Source organism: Pseudomonas paraeruginosa PA7, assembly GCF_000017205.1.
Lineage (GTDB): Bacteria > Pseudomonadota > Gammaproteobacteria > Pseudomonadales > Pseudomonadaceae > Pseudomonas > Pseudomonas paraeruginosa.
Genome location: NC_009656.1, coordinates 4024458 through 4047207 on the forward strand (window position 1 = coordinate 4024458; position 22750 = coordinate 4047207).

17 protein-coding genes are annotated in these 22750 nt (G+C 68.4%); 4 read left to right on the forward strand and 13 right to left on the reverse strand.

Annotated elements, in window-relative coordinates; genetic code table 11:
* Nucleotides 1–58: 58 nt before the first annotated feature.
* Nucleotides 59–3166, reverse strand: coding sequence for a multidrug efflux RND transporter permease subunit MexN (gene mexN, locus PSPA7_RS18510; protein WP_012076418.1), 3108 nt, complete (start codon nt 3164–3166; stop codon nt 59–61).
* Entirely contained in the window at nt 3163–4320 is a 1158-nt protein-coding gene (locus PSPA7_RS18515) for an efflux RND transporter periplasmic adaptor subunit (protein WP_012076419.1), read from the reverse strand. The genes mexN and PSPA7_RS18515 overlap by 4 nt, the downstream gene beginning before the upstream one ends.
* A 181-nt stretch (nt 4321–4501) precedes the next feature.
* On the opposite strand from PSPA7_RS18515, the gene lapG reads away from it, so the two are divergent.
* Nucleotides 4502–5215 carry a cysteine protease LapG gene (gene lapG / locus PSPA7_RS18520; RefSeq protein WP_012076420.1) on the forward strand — a complete coding sequence of 238 codons (714 nt, stop codon included), beginning with the start codon at nt 4502–4504 and terminating at the stop codon, nt 5213–5215.
* Nucleotides 5216–7168 (forward strand): cyclic di-GMP receptor LapD, encoded by a 1953-nt coding sequence (gene lapD / locus PSPA7_RS18525; RefSeq protein ID WP_012076421.1) that lies wholly within the window; start codon nt 5216–5218, stop codon nt 7166–7168.
* A 106-nt stretch (nt 7169–7274) separates the two neighbouring features.
* On the opposite strand, the gene lasI is transcribed toward lapD, so the two are convergent.
* Nucleotides 7275–7880 (reverse strand): acyl-homoserine-lactone synthase LasI, encoded by a 606-nt coding sequence (gene lasI, locus PSPA7_RS18530; protein WP_003151020.1) that lies wholly within the window; start codon nt 7878–7880, stop codon nt 7275–7277.
* Nucleotides 7881–8011: 131 nt separating this feature from the next.
* On the opposite strand from lasI, the gene rsaL reads away from it, so the two are divergent.
* Entirely contained in the window at nt 8012–8254 is a 243-nt protein-coding gene (rsaL, locus tag PSPA7_RS32700; protein ID WP_003083010.1) for a quorum-sensing transcriptional regulator RsaL, read from the forward strand.
* Here rsaL and lasR read toward each other — a convergent pair.
* The 5 genes from lasR to PSPA7_RS18560 form a co-directional block, all read right to left on the reverse strand.
* Nucleotides 8244–8963, reverse strand: a complete 720-nt coding sequence (lasR, locus tag PSPA7_RS18540) for a transcriptional regulator LasR (protein ID WP_012076422.1) — start codon at nt 8961–8963, stop codon at nt 8244–8246. The two genes, rsaL and lasR, sit on opposite strands and share 11 nt — an antisense overlap.
* A gap of 391 nt (nt 8964–9354) precedes the next feature.
* Entirely contained in the window at nt 9355–12063 is a 2709-nt protein-coding gene (locus PSPA7_RS18545; protein WP_012076423.1) for a cation-transporting P-type ATPase, read from the reverse strand.
* Nucleotides 12064–12225: 162 nt separating this feature from the next.
* Nucleotides 12226–12657: an acetyltransferase gene (locus tag PSPA7_RS18550; RefSeq protein WP_012076424.1), complete on the reverse strand. Its 432-nt coding sequence runs from the start codon at nt 12655–12657 to the stop codon at nt 12226–12228.
* A gap of 191 nt (nt 12658–12848) precedes the next feature.
* A complete protein-coding gene (locus tag PSPA7_RS18555; protein ID WP_003157885.1) occupies nt 12849–14264 on the reverse strand; it encodes an alginate export family protein in 1416 nt (471 codons plus the stop codon).
* Nucleotides 14265–14394: 130 nt separating this feature from the next.
* The gene (locus PSPA7_RS18560; protein WP_012076425.1) at nt 14395–16086 is read right to left on the reverse strand and encodes an arylsulfatase; all 1692 of its coding nucleotides are present in this window, start codon (nt 16084–16086) and stop codon (nt 14395–14397) included.
* 257 nt (nt 16087–16343) lie between these two features.
* Here PSPA7_RS18560 and PSPA7_RS18565 point away from each other — a divergent pair, with 257 nt between their 5' ends.
* A complete protein-coding gene (locus tag PSPA7_RS18565; protein ID WP_012076426.1) occupies nt 16344–18611 on the forward strand; it encodes a tetratricopeptide repeat protein in 2268 nt (755 codons plus the stop codon).
* Between the two features lie 35 nt (nt 18612–18646).
* Here the strand turns inward: PSPA7_RS18565 and PSPA7_RS18570 are convergent, their stop codons facing one another.
* From PSPA7_RS18570 to PSPA7_RS18590, 5 genes are read right to left on the reverse strand one after another with little or no spacing between them, the layout of a single operon-like run.
* The gene (locus PSPA7_RS18570; RefSeq protein ID WP_012076427.1) at nt 18647–18991 is read right to left on the reverse strand and encodes a Rieske (2Fe-2S) protein; all 345 of its coding nucleotides are present in this window, start codon (nt 18989–18991) and stop codon (nt 18647–18649) included.
* A complete protein-coding gene (locus tag PSPA7_RS18575) occupies nt 18988–19299 on the reverse strand; it encodes a YciI family protein (protein WP_012076428.1) in 312 nt (103 codons plus the stop codon). Before PSPA7_RS18575 ends, PSPA7_RS18570 begins: the two co-directional genes overlap by 4 nt.
* Nucleotides 19296–20186: a dioxygenase family protein gene (locus PSPA7_RS18580; protein ID WP_012076429.1), complete on the reverse strand. Its 891-nt coding sequence runs from the start codon at nt 20184–20186 to the stop codon at nt 19296–19298. The genes PSPA7_RS18575 and PSPA7_RS18580 overlap by 4 nt, the downstream gene beginning before the upstream one ends.
* On the reverse strand, nt 20183–21250 hold the full coding sequence (locus PSPA7_RS18585) for a maleylacetate reductase (protein ID WP_012076430.1): 1068 nt from the start codon (nt 21248–21250) through the stop codon (nt 20183–20185). Before PSPA7_RS18585 ends, PSPA7_RS18580 begins: the two co-directional genes overlap by 4 nt.
* 8 nt (nt 21251–21258) lie before the next feature.
* On the reverse strand, nt 21259–22722 hold the full coding sequence (locus PSPA7_RS18590) for an aldehyde dehydrogenase family protein (protein ID WP_012076431.1): 1464 nt from the start codon (nt 22720–22722) through the stop codon (nt 21259–21261).
* Nucleotides 22723–22750: the final 28 nt, after the last annotated feature.

The following is a 22750-nucleotide window of genomic DNA, read 5'->3' on the forward strand; positions in this document are numbered from 1 at the left end:
GCGCCTGCCTGCATCCTAGTCATGCGGCAGGTCCGGGGAAAGTTCCGTTGGTATCCCTTCATGTCGCCGCCGTCTGGCCGGACTCGCCCGCCGACACCGCCTCGCGACGGTGGAACAGCCGGTCCAGGGCCAGGTAGACCACCGGCGTGCTGAACAGGGTCAGCACCTGGCTCACCAGTAGCCCGCCAACCACCGCGATGCCCAGCGGCTGGCGCAACTCGGAGCCGGTGCCGAAGCCGATCATCAGCGGGACGGCGCCGAGCAGCGCGGCCAGGGTGGTCATCATGATCGGCCGGAAACGGGTCAGGCAGGCCTGGTAGATCGCCCGCTCGGCGCTCAGGCCCTGCTCGCGCTGGGCGGCGATGGCGAAATCGACCATGAGGATGCCGTTCTTCTTGACGATGCCGATCAGCAGCACGATGCCGATCAGCGCCATGATCGAGAAGTCCTGGCCCCAGGCCCAGAGCAGGAACACCGCGCCGATCCCCGCCGAGGGCAGGGTCGAGAGGATCGTCAGCGGATGCACGAAACTCTCGTAGAGCACGCCGAGGATGATGTACACCGCGATCAGCGCGGCGAGGATCAGCAACGGTTGCGAGGCCAGCGAACTCTGGAAGGCCTGCGCCGCGCCCTGGAACACACCGATGATGGTCGAGGGCATGCCGATCTCCTCCTGCGCCCGCTGCACCGCCTGTACCGCCTCGCCGAGCGAGACCCCGGCGGCCAGGTTGAACGACAGGTTGACCGCCGGGAACATGCCGTTGTGGTTGATCTGCAACGGCCCGGAGCGCGGCGGCGCGACCGTGGCGATGGCCGACAGCGGGACCATCTCTCCGCTCAGCGGCGAGCGCAGGTAGAACCAGTCCAGGCTTTCCGCGCGGCCGCGCTGGCGCGCATCGAGCTCGAGGACCACCTTGTACTGGTTGACCTCGGTCTGGTACTCGCCGACCTGGCGCTGGCCGAAAGCGTCGTAGAGCGTCTGGCTGACGTCCTCGGCGCTGAGGCCGAAGCGCGCCGCCGCCACCCGGTCGATGTCCAGCGCGGTGACGCTGGCGCCGACCTGCAGGTCGTTGGACACATCCATCAGTCCCGGCACCTGCTTCAGGCGCTCGGTGAGGCGCTGCGCCCAGAGCGCCAGCTGGGTGCTGTCGCTGCTGCGCAGGGCGTACTGGTACTGGGTCCGCGAGGGGCCGGAACTGAGGTTGATGTCCTGCGCCGCGCGCAGGTAGAGCATGATCCCCGGCACCTTGGCCAGCTGTGGGCGCAACCGGTCGATGAACTCGCCGACCGAGACGTCGCGCTCGCCGCGGTCCTTGAGGACGATCCAGAAGCGCCCGTTGGCCAGGCTCTGGCTGCCGCCGGTGACGCCCACCGCGTGGTTGTAGCTCTGTACCGCCGGGTCGCGGGCGATGATCCCGGCCAGTTGCCTGTGCTTGGCGATCATGTCGTCGTAGGAAATATCCTCGGCCGCCTGGGTGGTGCCGAACACGAACGCGGTGTCCTGCAACGGGAAGAAGCCCTTGGGAATCCCGACATAGCCGGCCACCGCCACCAGGACGGTGAAGGCGAAGCCGACCAGCATCAGCCGCTGGTGCCCGAGCGCCCAGCGCAGGCCACGGTCATAGCCAGCGGTCAGCCATTCGGCGAAGCCCTTTCTCGGCGCCTCGGCATGCCGCAGCGCCGGCATGAAGCGCGAGGCCAGCATCGGCGCCAGGGTCAGCGAAGCGACCACCGAGATCAGGATCGCCACCGTGACGCTGACCGCGAATTCGCGGAACAGCCGGCCGACGATCCCGCCCATGAACAGCAACGGGATGAACGCGGCGATCAGCGAGAAGCTGATGGAAATCACGGTAAAGCCGATCTCCGCCGCGCCCTTGAGCGCCGCCTCGACCTTCGAGGCGCCCGCCTCCAGGTGCCGGTGGATGTTCTCCACCACCACGATGGCGTCGTCGACGATGAAGCCGACGGCGATGATCAGTGCCACCAGGGTCAGGTTGTTGAGGGTGAAGCCGAGCACGTACATCGCCGCGAAGCTGGCGCTCAGGGAGACCGCCAGCACCGTGGCGACGATCAGGGTGGCCGACAGCTGGCGGAGGAACAGGCCCATCACCAGCACCACCAGGCCGATGGTCAGCAGCAGGGTCAGCTCGACCTCGTGCAGCGACGAACGGATGGTCCGGGTACGGTCGTTGAGCACGTCGACCTCGATGGTCGCCGGCAACATCTCGCGCAGGCGCGGCAGCGCGGCCTGGATCGCATCGGCGGTGTCGACGATGTTCGCCCCCGGCTGGCGCAGGATCACCAGTGCCACCCCCGGCTCGCCATTCGGCCAGGCCTGCACGTAGTCGTCCTCGGGGGCGGAGACGATGCGCGCCACGTCCTTGAGGAACACCGGCGCGCCCTGGCGGTAGGCGACCACCAGGTCGTCGTAGTCGCTGGCGTTGAACAACTGGTCGTTGGCCGCCAAGGTCGATACCCGGCCCTCGCCGTAGAGCGCGCCCTTGGCCAGGTTGACGCTGGCCGACTGCAGCGACTGGCGCAGGTCGGCCAGGGTCAGCTGGTAGGCGGCGAGCTTTTCCGGCTGGGCCTGGATGCGGATCGCCGGGCGCTGCTGGCCGACCACGAAGATCTGCCCCACCCCGTTCACCTGGCTGAGCTGGCGGGCGAGGATGGTCTCGGCGTAATCGCTGAGCTCGATCAGCGGCATCATGTTCGAATTGACCCGCAGGATCATGATCGGGCTGTCGGCCGGGTTGACCTTGCGCCAGGTCGGCAGGTTCGGCATGTCCACCGGCAGCCGCCCGGCTGCGGCGTTGATCGCCGCCTGGACCTCCTGGGCGGCAACGTCGATGCTCTTGTCGAGGTTGAACTGCAGGGTCAGGGTGGTCGTGCCCAGGGCGCTGCTGGACGTCATCTCGGTGATTCCCGGGATCGCGCTGAACTGCACCTCCAGCGGGGTGGCCACCGACGAAGCCATGGTTTCCGGGCTGCCGCCGGGCAGCAGGGCATTGATCTGGATGGTCGGGAAGTCGGCCTCCGGCAACGGCGCCACTCCCAGCCGGAGGAACGCCAGCAGGCCCAGCAGCAACGATGCCAGGGTCAGCAACACGGTGGCGATCGGATGACGGACGCACCAGCCGGAAATCCCGGCGCGCGGCGTCACGGCCGTGCCCCCGTCGCCTGCGCCACGCTTGGACGCGGCGCCTGGACATCCACCAGGGCGCCGGGCATCAGCCGCGAGTGGCCGTCCACCACCACCTGGTCGCCCGCGGCCAGGCCTTCCACCACGCTGATGCCGTCGACATCGCGCAGCACCCGCACCGGAACCGCCTCAACCCGGTCGGCGGCCACCCGATACACGAAGTTGCCTTCCAGGCCGCGGCGCACCGCCTTGCTGGAAAGCACCAGCTGGTCCCGCTGCACGCCGGTATGCAGGCTCACCGCGACGAACTGGCCGGGCCAGAGCCGCGCCTGGCGATTGTCGAAAGTGGCGCGCACGCGGATGGTACCGGTGGAACTGTCGATCTGGTTGTCGATGGTCTGCAGGCGCCCCTCGCCCAGGGTGCTGCCGCCGTCGCGGCTGAAGGCCCGCACCGCCGCCTCGCTGCCAAGCAGCGCCTGGAGCTGCGGCAACTGCTCCTGTTGCAGGGAAAACACCACGGAGATCGGCGCGATCTGGGTCACGCTGAACAGCCCGACGCTATCGCCGACCCGTACCAGGTTGCCGACGTCGACGTTGCGGATGCCGACCTTGCCGCCCACCGGCGAGGTGATCCGGGTATAGGACAGGCGGACCCGCTCGGCGTTGATGGTGGCGTCGTTGGCCTTGAGCGTCGCGCGCAGCTGGGCGACCGTGGCCTGCTGCTGCTCGAACAGCTGGCGCGACACCGCGCGCTCGGCGTACAGGCTGCGGTAGCGCCGCAGGTCCTGCTCGGCCGACTTCAATTGCGCCTGGTTGCTCGCCTTGGCGGCCTGCGCCTGCTCCAGGGCGGCGACGATGGCGCGGTCGTCGATGGTCGCCAGCAACTCGCCCGCCTCGACCATCTGCCCTTCGCTCACCAGCAGGCGGGTCAGCTGGCCGTCGATCTGGGTGCGGATCACCACATTGTGCAGCGAGGTCACCGTGCCGATGCCACTGACCCGCTGCTCGACGTCACGGCGTTCCACCGCCGCCACGCTCACCGGCACCTTGGCCGGTGCCGGCGCCGCGTTCGGCGCGCCGTCGCCGCGCAACAGCGCCCAGGCGCCGATCCCGACCAGACCGGCGGCCAGCACAGCCACCAGAATCCGCCCCCCACCACTGCGCAACGCCTGCATCTGCCATCCATCCCCAGGTATCCGGTCCCGCGCGGCCGGCTTCAGGCTTCTTTATAAGCAGCGCAGCGGGACCCCACCCTGACCCGCGCATGACAATCCTGTCAGTTTCGCCGCGTACCCCGCGCTGGCGGGCCGCACGGCGCTCTCGTAGACTTCCCCGACCATCTCCGGAGCCCGCTCGATGTCGCCACCCCCAGCCGCCCGCCGGCCCTGCTCCAGGGCATACGCCCCCTGGCTGCCGCCGCTGGCCGCGATCCTGCTCCTGGCGGTCGGCGCAGCCCTGGCGCAGTGGGACCTGGAGTCGATCCTGAGCCGGGCCGAGCAGCGCTACGGCGAGCTGGGCGCGGCGAAGTCGCGACTGAGCGACTGGGGCAGCCTGCTCGAACAGGGCGGTACGCTCGACGAGGCCGCCAAGCTGCGCGCGGTCAACGACTTCTTCAACCGGTCGCTACGCTTCACCGACGACATCGGGATCTGGCAACAGGAAGACTACTGGGCGACGCCCGTCGAGGCGCTGGTCAAGGGCGCCGCCGACTGCGAGGACTACGCCATCGCCAAGTACGTGACCCTGCGCCGTCTCGGCGTCGCCAGCGACAGGCTGCGCATCACCTACGTCAAGGCCCTGCGCCTGAACCAGGCGCACATGGTGCTGACCTGGTACGCCAGCCCGGCTGCCGACCCGCTGGTGCTGGACAACCTGATCGGCGAGATCCGCCCCGCCTCGCAACGCGACGACCTGCTCCCGGTGTACGCCTTCAACGCCGAGGGCCTGTGGCTGCCCGGCCCCGACGGCGGGCGTCGGACCGGCGACAGCAAGAAGCTGTCGCGCTGGCAGGACCTGCTGACCAAGATGCGCGCCGAGGGCCTGGACCTCGACGCCCCCAAGGAGGACTGAATGTCACTGCTCAAGCAATTGTTCCTCGCCATCTGCCTGTTCCTCGTGGTCGCCTTCAGCGGCAGCTTCGTCAGCAGCGTGGAGAACTCCCGCGAGCAGTTGCGCGGCCAGTTGCGCTCCCACGCGCAGGACGCCGCCACCGCCCTCGGCCTGTCGCTGACGCCGCACGTGGACGACCCGGCGATGGTGCAACTGATGGTCAGCTCGATCTTCGACAGCGGTTACTTCGCCAGCATCCGGGTGATCGACATCCGGAGCGGCAAACCGCTGGTCGAGCGCGTGCAGGCACATGCCGAGCGCACGGTGCCAGGCTGGTTCGCGCGCCTGGTGGATATCCAGGCGCAAGGTGGCGACGCGCTGATCATGCGCGGCTGGGAACAGGCGGCGCGGGTCGAGGTGGTCAGCCACCCGCAGTTCGCCCTGGCGCGCCTGTGGGACAGCGCCCTGGGCAGTCTCTACTGGCTGCTGGCCTGTGGCGCGATCAGCCTGCTGCTCGGTGGCTGGCTGCTGCGTCGCCAGCTGCGCCCGCTCGACCAGATGGTGTTCCAGGCCCATGCGATCAGCCGGCGGGAGTTCCTCAGCCTGCCGAAGCTGCCACGCACGCCGGAACTGCGCCGGGTCGTACAGGCGATGAACCAGATGGTGGAGAAGCTCCGTGCGCTGTTCGCCGAAGAAGCCGCGCGCAGCGAGAAGCTGCGTGCCCAGGCCTACCAGGACAGCCTTACCGGCCTGCCCAACCGGCGCCTGTTCGACGCGCGCCTCAACGAACAGCTCGGCACCGGCGAGCACGCGCATGCCGGCCAGTTGCTGGTGGTGCGCCTGAACGACCTGAACGGCCTCAACCAGCGGCTCGGCGGGCAACGCACCGACGCCCTGATCCAGGCGGTGGCCGGGTCGCTGGCCGAGGCCTGTCGCCAGCATGGCCGCGCCGACTGGCTGCTGGCCCGCAGCCGCGGCGGGGAATTCGCCCTGCTCGCCCCCGGTTGCTCCCGCGAACAGGCCGAGCAACTGGCCGGCGAACTCTGCGCGGACCTGGAGAACCTCGCCCTCACCGGTGCCAGCGACCGCTCGCCGGTCGCCCACCTCGGCATCAGCGCGTTCGCCGAAGGCGACTCGGCGGCGGACGTCCTGGCCCGCGCCGACCAGGCCCTGGCCCAGGCCGAAAGCCAGCCCGGCCAGCCCTGGGCAAGCCAGGACGGCAGTGCGCGCGCGGCGCTCAACGACAGCCAGGACTGGCACGACTGGATCGACCTGGCGCTGGCCGAACGCCGGCTGCTGCTCCACTTCCAGCCGGTGGTGGAATGCCTCGATACCCAGCGCATCCTCCATCACAAAGTCCTGGCGCGTTTGCTCGCCCCTCAAGGCGAAGCCATCGCCGCCGGACGCTTCCTGCCCTGGATCGAGCGCTTCGGCTGGGCGTCGCGGCTCGACCTGGCGATGCTCGGACAGAGCCTGGAACACTTGCAGCGGCATCCGCACCCGCTGGCGCTCAGCCTGTCGGCCAGCAGCGTGCGCAACGCCCAGGCGTTCGCCCCGCTGCTGGCGCTGCTCGAGGCGCACCCGCAACAGGCGCGCCTGCTGACCCTGGAACTGGACGAGCGGCACCTGCCGCCGGCGGCCGAGCTGGAACGCCTGAGCCAGGCCCTGCGCGAGGTCGGTTGCGGCCTTGGCCTGCAGCATTTCGGTGGGCGTTTCAGCCTGATCGGCAACCTCACCCACCTGGGGCTGGCCTATCTGAAACTGGACGGCTGCTATCTGCGTGCCGTCGATCGGGAAAGCGACAAGCGCCTGTTCATCGAGGCGGTATATCGCACCACCCACAGCATCGACCTGCCGCTGATCGCGGAGCAGGTGGAAACCCCCGGTGAACTCGAGGTGCTGCGGGAAATGGGCTTGCGTGGCGCCATGGGACGCCTGTTCGGTAGCCCGGCACCCTGGTCCGGGGATACCTGATAGCGAGTCCGGAGCGGGTCGGACTCGCTTCAGCGCGGATTCGGCATCGACGCCAGGCGCTCCCTCTCCGACAGAGAACGCCCCGCCGCGAACCGATGCTCCACCGTCATGAAACCGCCAGTTGCTGTTCCACCAGCACCCCTCCGTACAGCGCTATCTGGGTCTTGGCGTTGAGCTCGATACGCAGGGCCACGGCGCGCTCGATGCCGATCTTCAGATGCGGGCCGAAGCGCGAGACGTCCAGGCCGGCACGGATCATCATCTTCTCCACGCCTACGGTGGTCACGGTCACCAGGGTCTGGATGTCGTTCTGCAGGCTGTAGCGGGCCAGCGCGCGCATCGCCTCCAGGGTACAGTCGGAAAAGCCCAGCGAACCTTTCTGCCCGGAGTTGATGGCGAAGCGGCTCAGCTCCCAGATATGCGGCGAACATGGTGCTTCCTTGCCATGCAGCAGCTCCGGGAAAGTGTTCTTGAGCATGTAGGGGCCGGTGGTATCGAGAATTCGCCAGCAACCGAAAACCTGGGCTTCGGGAGTGTCTTCCTGGATCAACATGTAATAAGGACTTAGCGCGTCATAACCATCGATCTCCATCTCGTCGATGACACTAACGTCCCAACCCTTGCGCTCCTTGAACACTTGCGCACGCAACTTGTGCATCTCGCCCAGCAGTTTTTTATCGAACTCTTCACGCCGACCAATTTGTACGATCATCTTCACTTCCTCCAAATAGGAAGCTGAAGAATTTATGCAAATTTCATAAATTTATAACTAGCAAATGAGATAGATTTCGGTCGTCCCGGTCCCTTGCTAGGCTCGAAGAAACGTCCGAAAAGATCAGAGCAATGGCTTCACACGAGAGAACACAGCCCCAAAACATGGCCTTCCGGGCAAAGGCCACCCGCACCGCCCGACGGGAAAGCCAGGAAACTTTCTGGAGCCGCTTCGGGATAAGCCAATCCTGCGGCAGTCGTTTCGAGAATGGCGAGAACCTGCCCTTCCCTATATACCTGCTACTGCATTTCTATATAGAAGGGCAAATTACCGATCGCCAGCTCGCCGACTTGAGAGGCAAGATCAGAGAGTAATAAGACCCAAATTAACAGCCATAATGGCAGCCACACGGCGGGAGGTGACACCAAACTTCCGCCGGATATTTCCCATATGGAAATTCACGTTGGCTTCCGAGCAGTTGCAGATGACCGATATCTCCCAACTGGTCTTGCCGATGGCGCACCACTGCAGGACTTCCTTCTCCCGGCTGGTCAATACCACCGGCTTGTTCACCGGATGTTCGAAGGCCAGTCCGGCGCCGCTTTGCAGTGCGTAGTCCTTGAGCATCCAAAGGGTCGGCAGCACCGACTCCATGAAGCGATTCGCCTCGGCCCGGCTCTCCGCCTCCACGCTCAGACTCAGGGCGCCGAGTTCGCCGCGCGCACCGTGCAACGGCATGGTCAGCCCGTACACCAGGCCGGCGGCCGAGGCTTCCTCGAAGAACTCGTGCTGCTTGCGTGTCTGGTAGATGGAGGGTTCCCAGAAGATCGGCAGGACGCTCTGGGTACAATGGCTGACCGTCGGGTCGACCCGCGCATAGCCGGCCTTGTCGTAATGCTCGCGCCAGGCGGCCGGGTAGTTGCCGACGATGAAGGCGTTCTCGTAGTCCTGGCTGTCCTTCGGTAGCAGGCCGAACAGGATTTTCGAAAACCCCAGGTCGCTCGCCATCTTCTGCAGGATGGCGCTCCATTCCAATTTCCCACTTGAGCGTTCCAGCTCAAGAAAACCGTCAACCAAGGCCATAGCGCTACGTTCTTCTTAAACTATTAACAATCAGCCAAATATGGATTCGGCACCCGATATCCGGCACGTTGTGCGGCAGTCCGAGAGACCGGCTTCCTGCCGAGGCGCATGCGCCCGTGCCCGATGACCCCTGAAGATGTCCAGTCAGCCCACTCTATAGAGTTGGCGATGTGCCGGAAAGGCACATTTCAGTCCCACTTAACAATAGACCGCGCCGTTTGATGCACCTAGTACGATACCCGTCCTAGAGGCCAAGCAAACGTTTAAATGTGATCTGCATCACATTTTATGCGAACTGAATACCCGGTCACAGTCTCCCGACGGGTCCGCCTCCCGCTCCCGGGTCCGGCCCCCATTTCCGAGCGCCCGGAGCGAGGTGAAGCGGCCGCCATCAGGCCCGTGCGACGCGCAGCCGGCGACAGGCCCACTTCTCCAGTTCGGCGACGCAGAACAGGCCAAGCCCGGCCAGCAGCACCCGCGCCCATTCGCCCGGCGCCAGGCCGACCGAACCGAACAGCGCCTGCAATGGCGATGCATAGGTGTAGAGCAGCTGCAACACCAGGCAGGCGGCGATCGCCAGCAGGACCTGGCGGTTGCCGGAAAGGCCTTCGCGGCTGAGCACCGAGTCCCGGATATGCCGGCTGTTGAGCAGGTAGAACATCTCGCACGCCACCACGCTGTTCACCGCCATGGTCCGTGCGCGCTCCAGGCCGGTGCCATGCTCCAGCTCCCAGAGGAACAGACCCAGCGCTGCGGCCATCATCAGCAGCGAGACCAGCAGCACCCGCCAGACGAAGAACAGCGACAGCAGCGGCTCCGCCGGCGGGCGCGGCGGCCGCTGCATGAGGCCGCGCTCGGCCGGTTCGAAGGCCAGCGCCAGGCCAAGGGTGCTGGAGGTGACCATGTTGATCCAGAGGATCTGCGCCGGGGTCATCGGCAGGGTCAGCTGGAACAGCACCGCGGCGATCACGATCAGCGCCTCGCCGCCGTTGGTCGGCAACATGAAGAGGATGAACTTCTTCAGGTTGTCGTAGACCGCCCTGCCCTCGCGCACGGCGTTGGCGATGGTGGCGAAGTTGTCGTCGGCGAGAACCACCTCGGCCGCCTCCTTGGCCGCCTCGGTGCCCTTGTTGCCCATCGCCACGCCGACATCGGCGCGCTTCAGCGCCGGCGCGTCGTTGACCCCGTCGCCGGTCATCGCCACCACCTCGCCGCTGGCCTGCAGCGCCTGCACCAGGCGCAGCTTGTGCTCGGGGCTGGCGCGGGCGAACACATCGACGCCCGGCAGCACTTCGCGCAGGCGCCGGTCATCGAGCAGTTCGATCTCCGCGCCGGTCAGCGCCGGCCGGTCGATGCCGATCCCGAGCATGGCGCCGATCGCCCGCGCGGTGTCGACATGGTCGCCGGTGATCATCTTCACCGCGATACCCGCCGCCTGGCATTCGGCGACCGCGGCCACGGCTTCCTCGCGCGGCGGGTCGATGATGCCCACCAGCGCCAGCAGGGTGAAACCGTGTTCCACGTCGGCGAAATCCAGCGCGCGCTGTTCCGCCGGCATCGCCCGGCGGGCGATGGCCAGCAGGCGCAGGCCGCGGGCGGCGGTGTCGGTGGCCAGGCGCCGCCAGTAGTCGGGATCCACGGGCCGCACCGAATCGCCGATGCGCTCCGCCTCGCACATCTCGAGAATGCGCTCCGGCGCGCCCTTCAGGTAGACCATCGCCTGCCCCGCATGATCGTGGTGCAGGGTGGCCATGAAGCGGTGCTCGGACTCGAAGGGAATCGCGTCGCTGCGCGGCCGCTCCGCCGCCAGCGCCTGCGCATCGAGACCGAGCTTGAGACCGAGGCTGAGCAGCGCGCCTTCGGTCGGATCGCCCTCGAGCCGCCAGCAATCATCCTCCTGGTGCAGCCGCGCCTCGTTGCACAGCAGCGCCGCGCGGCCGATTTCCAGCAGGTCGTCGCGACCTTCCGGAGCAAGGCTCTCGCCATTGTGGAAGAAGCCGCCGAGCGGCGCGTAGCCGGCGCCGCTGACCTCGATCACCTGGCCGGCGGTGACGATCCGCTGCACGGTCATCTCGTTGCGCGTCAGGGTGCCGGTCTTGTCCGAGCAGATCACCGTCACCGCGCCCAGCGTCTCCACCGCCGGCAGGCGGCTGACGATGGCGTTGCGGCGCGCCATGCGCTGCACGCCGAGGGCGAGGATCACCGTCATGATCGCCGGCAGGCCCTCGGGAATCGCCGAGGCGGTCAACGCCACCACCAGCATGAACATGTCCACCGCCGGCTGGCCCTGCCAGAGGGTGCCGAGGACGAAGGTCGCGCCGGCCAGCAGCAGGATCGCCAGGGCCAGCCAGCGGCTGAAGCGGGCGATCTGCCGCAGCAAGGGCGTGGCCAGGCTGCGCACCTCGCGCAGCAGCGTGCCGATCCGGCCCAGCTCGGTATTCGCGGCGGTGCCCACCACCACCCCGCGCGCCTGGCCGCTGGTCACCAGCGTGCCGGAATAGGCCATGCAGCGGCGATCGCCGAGCAACGCGTCGATCGCCACCGCGGCGATGCCCTTCTCCACCGGCAGCGATTCGCCGGTCAATGCCGATTCGTCGACATGCAGGTTCTTCACCTCGAACAGGCGCAGGTCGGCCGGCACCCGGTCGCCGGAAGCCAGCAGGACCACATCGCCCGGCACCAGGCACTCGGCGTCCAGCGCCTGGCGCTGGCCGTCGCGCAGGACCATGGCGTGCAGCGACAGCATGCCGCGGATCGCATCCAGCGCGTTGGCCGCCTTGCCTTCCTGGACGAAGCCGATCAGCGCGTTGACCACCACCGCCAGGAGGATCACCGCACTGTCCACCCAGAAACCAAGCAGCGCGGTGACCAGCGAGGCGAACAGCATCATGTACAGGAGAACGTTGTGGAACTGCCGTAGCAGACGCGGCAGCGGTCCCTGGCGTTTCGGCGCGGGCAACCGGTTGTGGCCGTGCGCCGCCAGGCGCCGGGCGGCTTCGCCGGCGTCGAGGCCGGCAGCGCTGCTGTGGAATCTTTCCAGCACCTGTTGCGGCGGGCTGGCATGGGCGTCGCGGGAAGACAGGTAGGGGAAGTCGTTCATGGGATTCCTGCGCCTCGTTCCGATGAGCAGGACTATCGGGCAGGCCTCCCAGGCAACGCTTGACCTGTCTCAAGCGGATGCTTGCAGTTGAAACTATCGGGCCGGGAAAAGTTTTCCGGATGTTGCGCCGCGCCTCGCCCGGCAGAGCGAGGCGCGGCACCGTCACAGGCTCATGTGCAGCAGCGGGAAGGGCCGTCCCGCCGAGTCGGTCGACGAACGGCCGGTCTGGCGGAACCCATAGTGGCGGTAGAACCCGCAGGCCCGCGGGTTCTGTTCGTTGACATCGACGCTCAGGCGCGGATGCAGGCTCCGCGCATGGTCGAGCAGGCATCGGCCGATACCCCGGCCGCGTTGCCCCGGCTCGACGAAGAGCATCTCGACGTGCGTCTGGTTCAGGCCGATGAAGCCCTGGGCCACGCCTTCGTCATCGACCAGCACCCAGACCTCGACAGCCGGCAGGTAAAGATCACGGACCTGCGGGTAGAGCTCGACGATGTCCGCTTCACTGAGAAAGTCGTGGGTCGCGCGGACGGAACGCTCCCACAGGTCGACCAATGCCGTGTTGTCGGCGGCGACCCGCTTGCGAATGTGCATGCCGGACTCCTTGAAAGTCTCCAGGAGGAACGGAACGGCGCCGACGGCCGCTCGACCGGGCGCCGCGCTGAGGTTCGGCGCCTGGATGCCCGTGGCGCGAATCAACGCATGGACGGTGCACAGCGGCGGCGGCGAGAAAGGAAGGGAGCGCCATCCTAAAGAAAAAAGACAGCGCGGGGAACGGGCCGGGCTCAGAAACGATAGGTCCCGCGCAGGGAGACGAACTGGCTATCGTCGGCGCCGGCGCTGCGCAATGCGCCGCCGACCTTGTAGTACTTGTAGTCGAGGTCGACGGTCAGGTTCCGCGAGGCGAACCATTTCAGGTTCGCCCGGAGGATATTGCCGACCTCGCGTCCAGCGCTCTGTTGCGCGCTCGCCGCGACGCCCATGCCCGGATAGTAGATGGCGTCGCCGGCCTGCTGCTTCCAGACCTTGAACAGACCGGGCTCGATACGTACCTGCGACCAGGGCGAGAAGCCCAGCACCGGACCGACGACAATCACGTTGGAGAGAGTGATCAGCGCCGCTTCGCCGTAGACGCCGTTACGCGGGAACAACGGGTCGAAGGTCTGTACCCGTCCGTCGCCGGCCTTGCGGTCGCCGCTGGCGGCGTCGATGCGCAGGCCCAGGCGCGGCTTCCAGGGCGCGGCAAAGCTATAGCCGCTATCGCTGGAAAGCGCCCAGGCACGGATGTCGGCACCGGCCAGCCGGCCGAACTGGCCGGCCAGGTCCCAGCTCCAATCCAGCGCGCCCTGCTTGCCGAACAACCGGCTACCCAGGGTATAGCGCTTCTCCGCGCCGCTCAGCCCGGCCAGGCTCCGTTGACGGGTATCCAGGCCGAAGGCGTACAGATCGACATGCCAGGCCCGCCATAGCGCCAGGCTGGCGTAGAGGCCGTAGAACTTCACCTGGTTGCTGGAACCATCGTCGAAGGCATCGCGACCGAGCCGAACCGGGCGCATGGCGAAGGCATCGAGGCGGGTGTCCGCCGACCAGCTCGCGCTCAGGCGCACGCCATCGAAGGCCTGGCGAACGTTGGGCACGTCGCGGTAGGTCACCAATACCTGGGCGCCGTAGGCCATCTCCTGGCGGCCCACGCGCGTCGTCAGATCGGCCCCGGCGACCTCGAAGCGCGCATCGACGAACGCCTGCTGGACGTCCGTGCGGCTCTCGTCCGGCGGCGCCAGCGTGTCCTTGCCCCAGGCGCGGGTGTTCTGCACCTGGGTGAACAGGCGCAGCCGGCCGTCCAGCAGGTGCAGGTCGGCGTGCGCCTGCAGGCGCTGCATCAGATAGGAATCGTCGGCGTCGCCACGCATGCCGAAGTACGGTTCCCCGACGGCGTCCGCGCGATAGCGCAACTCGCCGCCAAGCTGCAACCAGGCTGATTCGGAGAGACGTCGATAGCGCAATTCATCGAACGGATCGTTGCGCTGGCGCGGGTCGTCGAGAAAACGGTAGTCCTCCAGCCAGCGTGGCAGGCCGGGGCGCAGTGGTCGTTGCTGTTCCAGCCCATCGGCCGCGACGACGTCGACCAGCGGCGCCAGCAGGCCGACCAGGACGCCGCCGAACAGGCCGCGCAACGAGAGTGGGATCGGATATCCGGTCATCGTCGGGTCTCTTGTGGTTTTCCCCGCGCACGGCCATCCCACCGCTCGCTGCACGGAACGGCGGGAGACAGGCGCTACGGATGAAGGCGAAGGGAACGGCGGCCCCGGCGCGCGGCGGGGCCCTGCCGCGCTACTGGATGCAGTGGCTGTACAGGCAGGTCATCTGCCCGTATTTGTAGCGGATCGGCGCCGGCACCACGCCATTGTCCCTGGCGTAGTCATTCCAGTCAGCGGCAAGCTCGGCGACCTTGCCCGGCTCGCTCGCGGAGAGATCGCGGTTGAAGGCCGGATCGCGCACCAGGTCATACAACTCCCAGCGGCCGCTGCCATAAGGCGGCTTCTGCATCTGCGCGGCCCATTGGCCCTTGTACAGGGCCCGGCGACCGTTGAACTCCCAGCCCAGCACCCGCGCCGGCTGCTCCCGGCCCTGCAGGGCCGGGAGCATGGAGCGTCCCTGCAGCGGCAACAGCGCCTCTCCCCGGTACCGTGCGGGATAGTTCGCCCCGGCCAGGGCGAGGATGGTCGGCACGAAGTCCTTCACGTGCAGGACCTCGCCACTGATCGCCCCCTTCGGGGTCGCCGCGGGATAGCGCACGATCGCCGGTACCTGGATCCCGCCTTTCGCGGTGAAGCTCTTGAAGTACGGGAACGGCGTGGCGCCGACCTGCGCCCAACCCGGTCCGAGGGTCACGTACGAGCCCTTGCGGCCCATGTTCCGCGGGCTGTTGTCGAAGGTCGCATCGACCCATTCGCGGATGCCGTTGCGGTCTGCGGTAGTGCCCAGCGATTCTGGGCTGGCCGACTCCGGGCCGTTGTCGGACATGAACAGGACGAAGGTATTGTCCAGCTCGCCGCGCTTGCGCAGGTGCTCGAGCACGCGCCCGATGTTGTGGTCCATGTTGTCGACCATCGCCGCATAGATCTGCATGATCCGCGTCTGTTCCTGGCGCTGTGCCTCGGTCAACTGCTCCCAGGTCGGCAGCTTGTCCGCCAGCGGATCGTTGGGCCGGGTCCCGGCCGGCAGTATCCCCAGTTCGATCATCCGCGCCAGGCGCTTGCGGCGCAGCGCTTCGTAGCCGTCCGCGTAGTTGCCGCGATACCTGTCCAGGTACTCGTCCGGCGCCTGCAGCGGCCAGTGTGGCGCGGTGAACGCCAGGTAGGCGAAGAACGGCTTGCCCGGCTGGCGGTCGCGCTCCAGGTAGCCGAGCAGGCGGTCGGTGTAGAAGTCGCTGGAGTAGAAATCGTCGGGGATCGAGACGTCCTTGCCGTCCTCCAGGTAGCGCGCCTTGTAGTTGCCGGGGAACATCTGGGTCTTGTCCATGTGGCTGGCGCCCCCTGGCATCAGGGTATAGGAGCGCTCGAAGCCACGCGCCGCGGCGTTGCTCTGCGGGGTCGCGCCGAGGTGCCACTTGCCGCTCATGAAGGTGTTGTAGCCGACGTCGCGGAGCAACTCGGCGAGCGTCGCCACGCGGCGATTCAGCTGCCCTTCGTAGCCCGGCTTGCCCTTCTGTTCCGGTTGCAGGTATTCGGCCATGGTGCCGAGACCGGCCTGGTGATTGTCGACCCCGGTGAGCAGCATCGAACGGCTCACCGAGCAGGTCGGACCGGCATAGAAGTTGGTCAGGCGCACGCCCTCGTCGGCCAGCCCCTGCAGGCTGGGCGTGGAGATTTCCCCGCCGAAGGGCGAGGTATCGGAGAAGCCGAGGTCGTCGGCGACGATCAGCAGGACGTTCGGACGCGACGGTGCCGCGGCCTGGCTCTGGGCTACGCAGCACAGCAAGGGGAACAACAGGCCCAGGGCCTTGCGGGAAATTGCGCTCATGAAGCTACCTTCTTCTTGGACTTGTACGGTGGCTGCCGTCCCTCCGCCGGGCGGAAGCGGCAAGCGCAAACTAGACCGCGCCGCGGCCGCGCAACAATAAGCGCAGCGGCAAACTGAGCGTTCGCGGAACTCGAACAATCCCTTCCAGGCGTGTGCCAGAGCGCTCGCCGTCTGGGCGCCGGCAGTGTGCGCGAGACCGGGGATGGACGCTTCCGGGGAAGCTGGGTAGGGTCCGCGCAGAACGACTTCGGAAGCCCATGCGCATGCCCTTCGTGCCCGACCGGCGAGACGCCCACCCACCCCTTCCCCGCCGCCGCGCCAGCTACTGCGCGGGCCTGCTCTGGAGCGCGGCGCTGGCGTGGTCCCCAGCGATCGCGGCCGGCGCGACCGCCGGCCTGGTCGACGAAGGCACCTGCCAGGCCTGCCACGCCCGGCAGAGCGAACAGTGGCGCGGCTCGCACCACCAGTTGGCGATGCAGCCGGCCAGCCCCGGGAGCGTCCTCGGCGACTTCTCCGACGTGCGTTTCAGCCACGCCGGGGAAACCACCCGCTTCTACCGCAAGGGTGACGCGTACTGGGTGAATACGCCCGGCGCCGACGGCAGCAACGCCGACTTCCAGGTGCGCTACACCTTCGGCGTGGAGCCGCTCCAGCAATATCTGCTGGACACCGGCGGCGGACAACTGCAAGCCCTGGGCGTGGCCTGGGATACCCGACGCAAGGCCTGGTTCCACCTGTACCCGGACGAACGCGTGGATGCCCGCCATCCGCTGCACTGGAGCAAGCCACAGCAGAACGCCAACTTCATGTGCATGGAGTGCCACAACACCGGTTTCGAACGCAATCACGACGCCGCCAGCGGCCGCTTCGACAGCCAGTGGCTGGCTACCGGCGTCGGTTGCCAGAGTTGCCACGGTCCGGCCGCCGCGCACCTGGCCTGGACCCGCCAGCCCGATCGGAGGCAGGCGCACGCCGGCTTCGCCGGGAGCCTGGCGGCCACCGCCAACCGCGCCCAGGTGGAAAGCTGTGCGCGCTGCCATTCGCGGCGCTCGCCGCTAGGCGACGGCTTCGATGCGACGGCGCGCCTGCTCGACGACTACCTGCCCAGCCCCCTCGGCCCGGTGCTCTACGAGCTGGATGGAAAGATCAGGGACGAAGTCTTCGAGTACGGTTCCTTCGTCCAGAGCCGGATGTACGCGAAAGGCGTGGCCTGCAGCGACTGCCACGATCCGCACAGCGTACGCCCGAAAGCCGAGGGCAACGGTGTCTGCCTGCAGTGTCACAACCCCTCCGGTCGCGCCGTTCGCCGTGGCATCGACGCTGGCGGCCTGGCCGCCGGCGACTACACCTCGCGCGAACACCTCCGCCACCGCCCCGAAGGCCCGGCCGGGCAGTGCGTCGCCTGCCACATGCCGGGGAAGTACTACATGGTCAACGACCTGCGTCACGACCATTCCTTCAGCGTGCCGAACCCGGCCCGGGCCCTGGCGCTGGGTCTCTCGGACGCCTGCCTCGGCTGCCATGCGCAGATGCCCGGGGCAACCCTGGTGGCAAGCTTCCGCGACTGGTATCCGCGCGCACTCCCACGCGATGGCGGCTATGCGCAGGACCTGGCACTGGTGCGCAACGGCCACCCCGGCGCCGCCGCGGCCCTGCTGCGGCAACTGCGCCGCACCGACCTGCCGGCGATCCGCCGCGCCACGCTCCTCGGCGAGGTTCCCGGCTATCCCGGGCAAGCCCTGCTGCAGCAGGCGCTCGCCGACCTGGGCGACGACGATCCGCAGGTTCGCGAGGCGGCCATCGGTGCCGTCGCCGCCCTGCTTTCGCCAGCGGAACGAGTCGCGCGGATCGCTCCGTCGCTGAGCGACCCGCTGCGCGCGGTGCGCCTGTCGGCCGCCTACGCGCTGCTCCCCGCCATCGCCGAACTCGGCACGCACGCCGCGGCCTGGCGCCGAGCCATCGACGAATACGAACAGGCCCAGCTGGCCCAGCGCGAACGCGCCGAGGCCAATCTCAACCTGGCCAGCCTGTACCAGGCCGACGGCCGGCCGGGCCTGGTACAGGCGCGCCTGCGGGAGGCCCTGCGCCGCGATGCGGATTTCGCTCCGGCGCGGGTCGCCCTCGGCCAGTGGCTGGAGAACGCCGGCCGCGACAGCGAAGCCATCGAGCTGTTGCAGGACGGCATCCGCCGCCAGCCACGCTCGGGCCTGCTGCGCTACGCCAAGGGACTGGCGCTGATCCGCCAGGGCAAGCGCGAAGCCGCACGCCAGGCGCTCGCCGAAGCGCTCGCGGCGGAACCGGACAACCCGCGCCATGCCTATGTCCTCGCCGTCGCCTGGCACGAGGCCGGACAACCAGGCAAAGCCATCGAGGTCCTACGCGCCCTGCTCGCGCGGCGGCCGGCCGAACGCCCGGCGCGCCTGGCTCTGGCCGGCTACCTGCGGCAAGCCGGCGATATCGCCGGGGCCGAAACGGCGCTGGCCGAACTGCGGGCGATCAACCCCGACGATCCGCTGTTCCGCTAGGCGCCATGCGAAAAGGCTACCTCCACCTTCGCCGCTCAGGCACGCAGCAGGACCAGCATTCCTGCCTCGACCCGACAACGCAGGCCCTCCAGAGCCGCTCCCGCACAGGGGCCGTCGATGCACAGGCCATCCTCGAAGCGGAACAGCGCGCTGTGGTGCGCGCACATCAGGACCTCGCCGCGATAGGTGCAGAACTCGCCGGAACGGAAGTCCAGCGGCACGGAGAAATGCGGACAGCGGTTGCGATAGACCCAGGCCTCGCCGCCCCGGCGCACGGCGACCAGCGACAGGCGCTCGCCGTCCAGGACCAATTGCAGGCCCCGGGCGCCACCGTCGGGGATCTCATCCAGGGCGCAAAGCACGCGCACGGCGACGTTCACGGCAGCGCTTCCGGCGCGCCCAGGCTCCAGCTCCAGGGACGGATCTCGACCCGCTCGAACAGGCCGGCACGGACATAGGGGTCGTCGGCGAGGAAGGCCTCCACCTCGTCCAGCGAGGCAGCCTCTATCACCAGCAGGGTACCGTTCATCCGCCCGTCGCAGTCGTCCAGCGTCGGCCCACCCAGGCGCACCACCACCCGGTGCGGCGACGGGTTGCGCAGGTGCGCACGGTGCGCAGGGCGAACCCGCCGGCGCAGGGCGTCAAGCCGCGGGTGGTCGGTGGCGAAGACCGCGAAGTAGCGGTTCATGCCGGCTCCAGGACGAAGTCATAGCGCACCAGGCGGAACGCCGTGTCGATGCCGAACTCCCGCGCCAGCGGATGCTCGGCCGTGCAGGCCAGGTATTCCACCCGCAGCGAGTCCTTCACGCCGAACACCGCGTCCGACGCCAGGTAGGGATCGTCATGCTTGAACAGGTGCGTCACCAGGCGCCGATGCCGCGCCGCCTCGATCATGAAATGCAGGTGCGCCGGCCGCCACGGATGACGGCCGCTGGCCTGGAGCAGACGGCCGACCGGGCCGTCGCTGGGGATCGGGTAGCTGGTCGGGACGATGCTGCGGATCGCGTAGCGCCCCTCGCCGTCCGAGCGATAGCGGCCACGCAGGTTGCCGTGCGGTTGCGTCGCATCCTGCCCGGAATAGCAACCGTTCTCCGCGCTCTGCCAGACGTCCAGGCAGGCGTCGACGACAGGCCGTCCCTGGTCGTCCAGCACCCTCCCCATCACCAGCGCCGGGACACCCGGGGTGAGGGCCATGCTCTCGCCGTAGTCACGTTGCGGCATCCCGGCGATGTAGAAAGGCCCGAACACGGTGCTGTCGGTGGTCCCGGCGCTGCCGCGATGGGCGAGCGCATCGACCAGCATCGACAGGCCGAGCACATCGGACAACAGGATGAACTCCTGGCGCACCAGGCCATCGCAGGTTTGCCCGGTCTCGGTGAGGAAACGTATCCCGGCGAACCACTCCTCCTCGCTCAGCTCCACCTCGCGGACGAAGGCGTGCAGGTGCTCCACCAGCCTTTCCAGCAGGCGACGCAGCCGTGGGTCCGGCGCGGCGGCGAAACTGGCGAGGACCTGGGCGGTGATCCTTTCTTCGGCGGCGTTCGCGCGCCCGGCCGCGTCCGGCCTCGCCGTCATGCCGGCGGCAACCCGTCGCGCGCGCGCTCGAGCAACGCCTGGATGGCCGCGCGATCGAACGGACGGGGGTTGTAGTAAGGGCTGGCGCAGGCGATCCGCGCGACCTCCGCCGGGCCCTCGGGCGGCAGGCCGAGCTCGCCCAGCGAGGCCGGTACGCCGAGGCGGCGGTTGAGCGCGAACAGCAGGGGCCCGGCCTCTTCCGCCGTGCTTCCGCCCAACGCCCGGGCGACCCGCGCCAGGGCGCCCGCCGCGGCCTCGCGGTTGTAGTGCGCGGCGTGCGGCAGGACCACCGCGTGAGCCTGCGCGTGCGGCAGGTTGAAGGTACCGCCGAGGGTGTGGCAGAGCTTGTGGTGGATCGCCATGCCCACCGAGCCCAGACACACGCCCGCCAGCCAGGCACCGTACAGCGCCTGGCCGCGCGCCTCGCGGTCGCCGGGATCACCGACCACCCGTGGCAATGCCTGCGCCAGGGAGCGGATGGACTCCTCGGCCATCAACCCGATGATCGGGTTGGCATCCTCGGCATAGAGCGCCTCCACCGCATGGGCCATGGCGTTCATCCCGGAACAGGCGGAGACGGCCGGCGGCAGGCTGAGGGTCAGCTGCGGATCGTAGATCACCGTCCTCGGCAAGACCCGGGCGTCGCGGCCGGTCTTCTTCAGGCGCTCCTCGGTCATCCCCCAGATCGGCGTCATCTCCGAACCGGCGTAGGTGGTCGGCACCGCCAGGATCGGCAAACCGGACTCCAGCGCGATGGCCTTGCCCAGGCCGATGGTCGAACCGCCGCCCACCGCGATGCAGCAGTCGGCCTGGCGCCTCGCCGCCTCGGCGCGGGCCGCCCGGGCGACCTCCAGCGGCACGTGCATCACAGCCTCGGGATAGACTCCGGCGCTGCGTGATCCGAGGATCCTTGCCAGCCGCTCGGCGAGCTCGCGCTGGTCGGGGGTGGACAGCAGCAGCGCGCGCTCGGCGCCCAGCCTGCCGACCTCCTCGCCAAGGCGCTGCAAGGCACCGTCGCCGAAGACCACCCGGCTCGGCAGGCCCTGATAGATGAATGTCCGCATCTGTCACCTCAGCGCTTGTAGTGCGGCGCGATCTTCGCGTCGACGTTGACCCACACCGAGTGCGCCTCGGTGTACTCGTGCAGAGCCTCGAAGCCCATCTCGCGGCCATATCCGGACTGCCCGACGCCACCGAACGGGCTGGCCGGGCTGACCCGCTTGTAGCAGTTGATCCAGCACATTCCCGCGTGGATCCGCCCGGCCACCCGGTGCGCCCGCTGCAGGTCGCGGGTCCAGAGACCGCTGCCGAGCCCGTAGCGGGTGCCGTTGGCGATGGCCAGGGCTTCCTCCTCGGTGGAAAAGCGCAGGACGGTGACGAACGGCCCGAACACCTCTTCCTGGGCCACCCGGTCCTCGGGCCGCGCCTCGACCACCGTCGGTTCGACGTAGTAGCCCGCGGCCAGGGCGGGATCGCCCGGCGCCCGCCCGCCGGTGAGGATGCGCCCGCCCTCCTCCTCGGCGATCGCGGCGAAGGACAGTACCCGGTCGCGATGCAGCGCCGAGGTCAGCGGTCCCATTTCGGTTTCCGGATCCAGCGGGTCGCCCAGGCGGATCGAGCGCGCCAGCGCGACGAAGCGTTCGAGGAAGCGGTCGGCGATGCGCTCGTGGAGGATCAGCCGCGAACCGGCGATGCAGGCCTGGCCCTGGTTGTGGAAGATGGCCCAGGCGGCGCCGTTGATCGCCGCGTCCAGGTCGGCGTCGTCGAACACGATGTTCGCGCCCTTGCCGCCCAGCTCCAGTTGCACGCGCTTGAGATTGCCGCGCGAGGCCTCGACGATGCGCTGCCCGGTGAGGGTGGAACCGGTGAAGGCGATCTTGCCCACGTCGGGATGCTCCGCCAGGCGCTGGCCGGCGGTATTGCCATAGCCCGGCACGATGTTGACCACCCCGTCGGGGAAACCGACCTCGCGGATCAGCTCGGCGATGCGCAGGGTCGACAACGGGGTGATCTCCGACGGCTTGAGCACCACCGTGTTGCCCGCCGCCAACGCCGGGCCGAGCTTCCAACTGGTGAACATCAGTGGGAAATTCCACGGCACGATCTGCCCGACCACGCCGATCGGCTTGCGCTGCACGTAATTGAGGAAACCCGCGTCCACCGGGATCACCTTGCCTTCGAGCTTGTCGGCGATGCCGCCGAAATAGCGGAAGCAGGCGGCGGTGCGCGGCACATCGAGGTTGCGCGAGTCGCGCAGCGGGTGCCCGGTATCCAGGGACTCCAGCCGGGCCAGTTGCTCGGCATTGGCCTCGATCGCATCGGCCAGTTTCAGCAGCAGGCGGCCGCGCTCCGCCGCCGGCAGCCCGGCCCAGGCCGGAAAGGCACGCCGGGCGGCGGCCACCGCGAGGTCGACGTCGGCCGCCTCGGCGGCGGCGATGCGGGTGATCGGCGAACCGTCGGCTGGGTTCAGCACCTCGATCTCGCCGCGGCCCACGGCAGGGACGAAGCGGCCGTCGATGAACAGTAGGTTCTGCATGGCAAAGGCTCTCCACGCGCCGCTCCGG

Excerpts from the sequence above, each read along its gene's own strand:
- PSPA7_RS18515 (WP_012076419.1), bottom strand. The coding sequence starts at position 4,320 with ATGCAGGCGTTGCGCAGTGGTGGGGGGCGGATTCTGGTGGCTGTGCTG.
- lapG (WP_012076420.1), top strand. The coding sequence starts at position 4,502 with ATGTCGCCACCCCCAGCCGCCCGCCGGCCCTGCTCCAGGGCATACGCC.
- lapD (WP_012076421.1), top strand. The coding sequence starts at position 5,216 with ATGTCACTGCTCAAGCAATTGTTCCTCGCCATCTGCCTGTTCCTCGTG.
- lasI (WP_003151020.1), bottom strand. The coding sequence starts at position 7,880 with ATGATCGTACAAATTGGTCGGCGTGAAGAGTTCGATAAAAAACTGCTG.
- rsaL (WP_003083010.1), top strand. The coding sequence starts at position 8,012 with ATGGCTTCACACGAGAGAACACAGCCCCAAAACATGGCCTTCCGGGCA.
- lasR (WP_012076422.1), bottom strand. The coding sequence starts at position 8,963 with ATGGCCTTGGTTGACGGTTTTCTTGAGCTGGAACGCTCAAGTGGGAAA.
- PSPA7_RS18545 (WP_012076423.1), bottom strand. The coding sequence starts at position 12,063 with ATGAACGACTTCCCCTACCTGTCTTCCCGCGACGCCCATGCCAGCCCG.
- PSPA7_RS18550 (WP_012076424.1), bottom strand. The coding sequence starts at position 12,657 with ATGCACATTCGCAAGCGGGTCGCCGCCGACAACACGGCATTGGTCGAC.
- PSPA7_RS18555 (WP_003157885.1), bottom strand. The coding sequence starts at position 14,264 with ATGACCGGATATCCGATCCCACTCTCGTTGCGCGGCCTGTTCGGCGGC.
- PSPA7_RS18560 (WP_012076425.1), bottom strand. The coding sequence starts at position 16,086 with ATGAGCGCAATTTCCCGCAAGGCCCTGGGCCTGTTGTTCCCCTTGCTG.
- PSPA7_RS18565 (WP_012076426.1), top strand. The coding sequence starts at position 16,344 with ATGCGCATGCCCTTCGTGCCCGACCGGCGAGACGCCCACCCACCCCTT.
- PSPA7_RS18575 (WP_012076428.1), bottom strand. The coding sequence starts at position 19,299 with ATGAACCGCTACTTCGCGGTCTTCGCCACCGACCACCCGCGGCTTGAC.
- PSPA7_RS18580 (WP_012076429.1), bottom strand. The coding sequence starts at position 20,186 with ATGACGGCGAGGCCGGACGCGGCCGGGCGCGCGAACGCCGCCGAAGAA.
- PSPA7_RS18585 (WP_012076430.1), bottom strand. The coding sequence starts at position 21,250 with ATGCGGACATTCATCTATCAGGGCCTGCCGAGCCGGGTGGTCTTCGGC.
- PSPA7_RS18590 (WP_012076431.1), bottom strand. The coding sequence starts at position 22,722 with ATGCAGAACCTACTGTTCATCGACGGCCGCTTCGTCCCTGCCGTGGGC.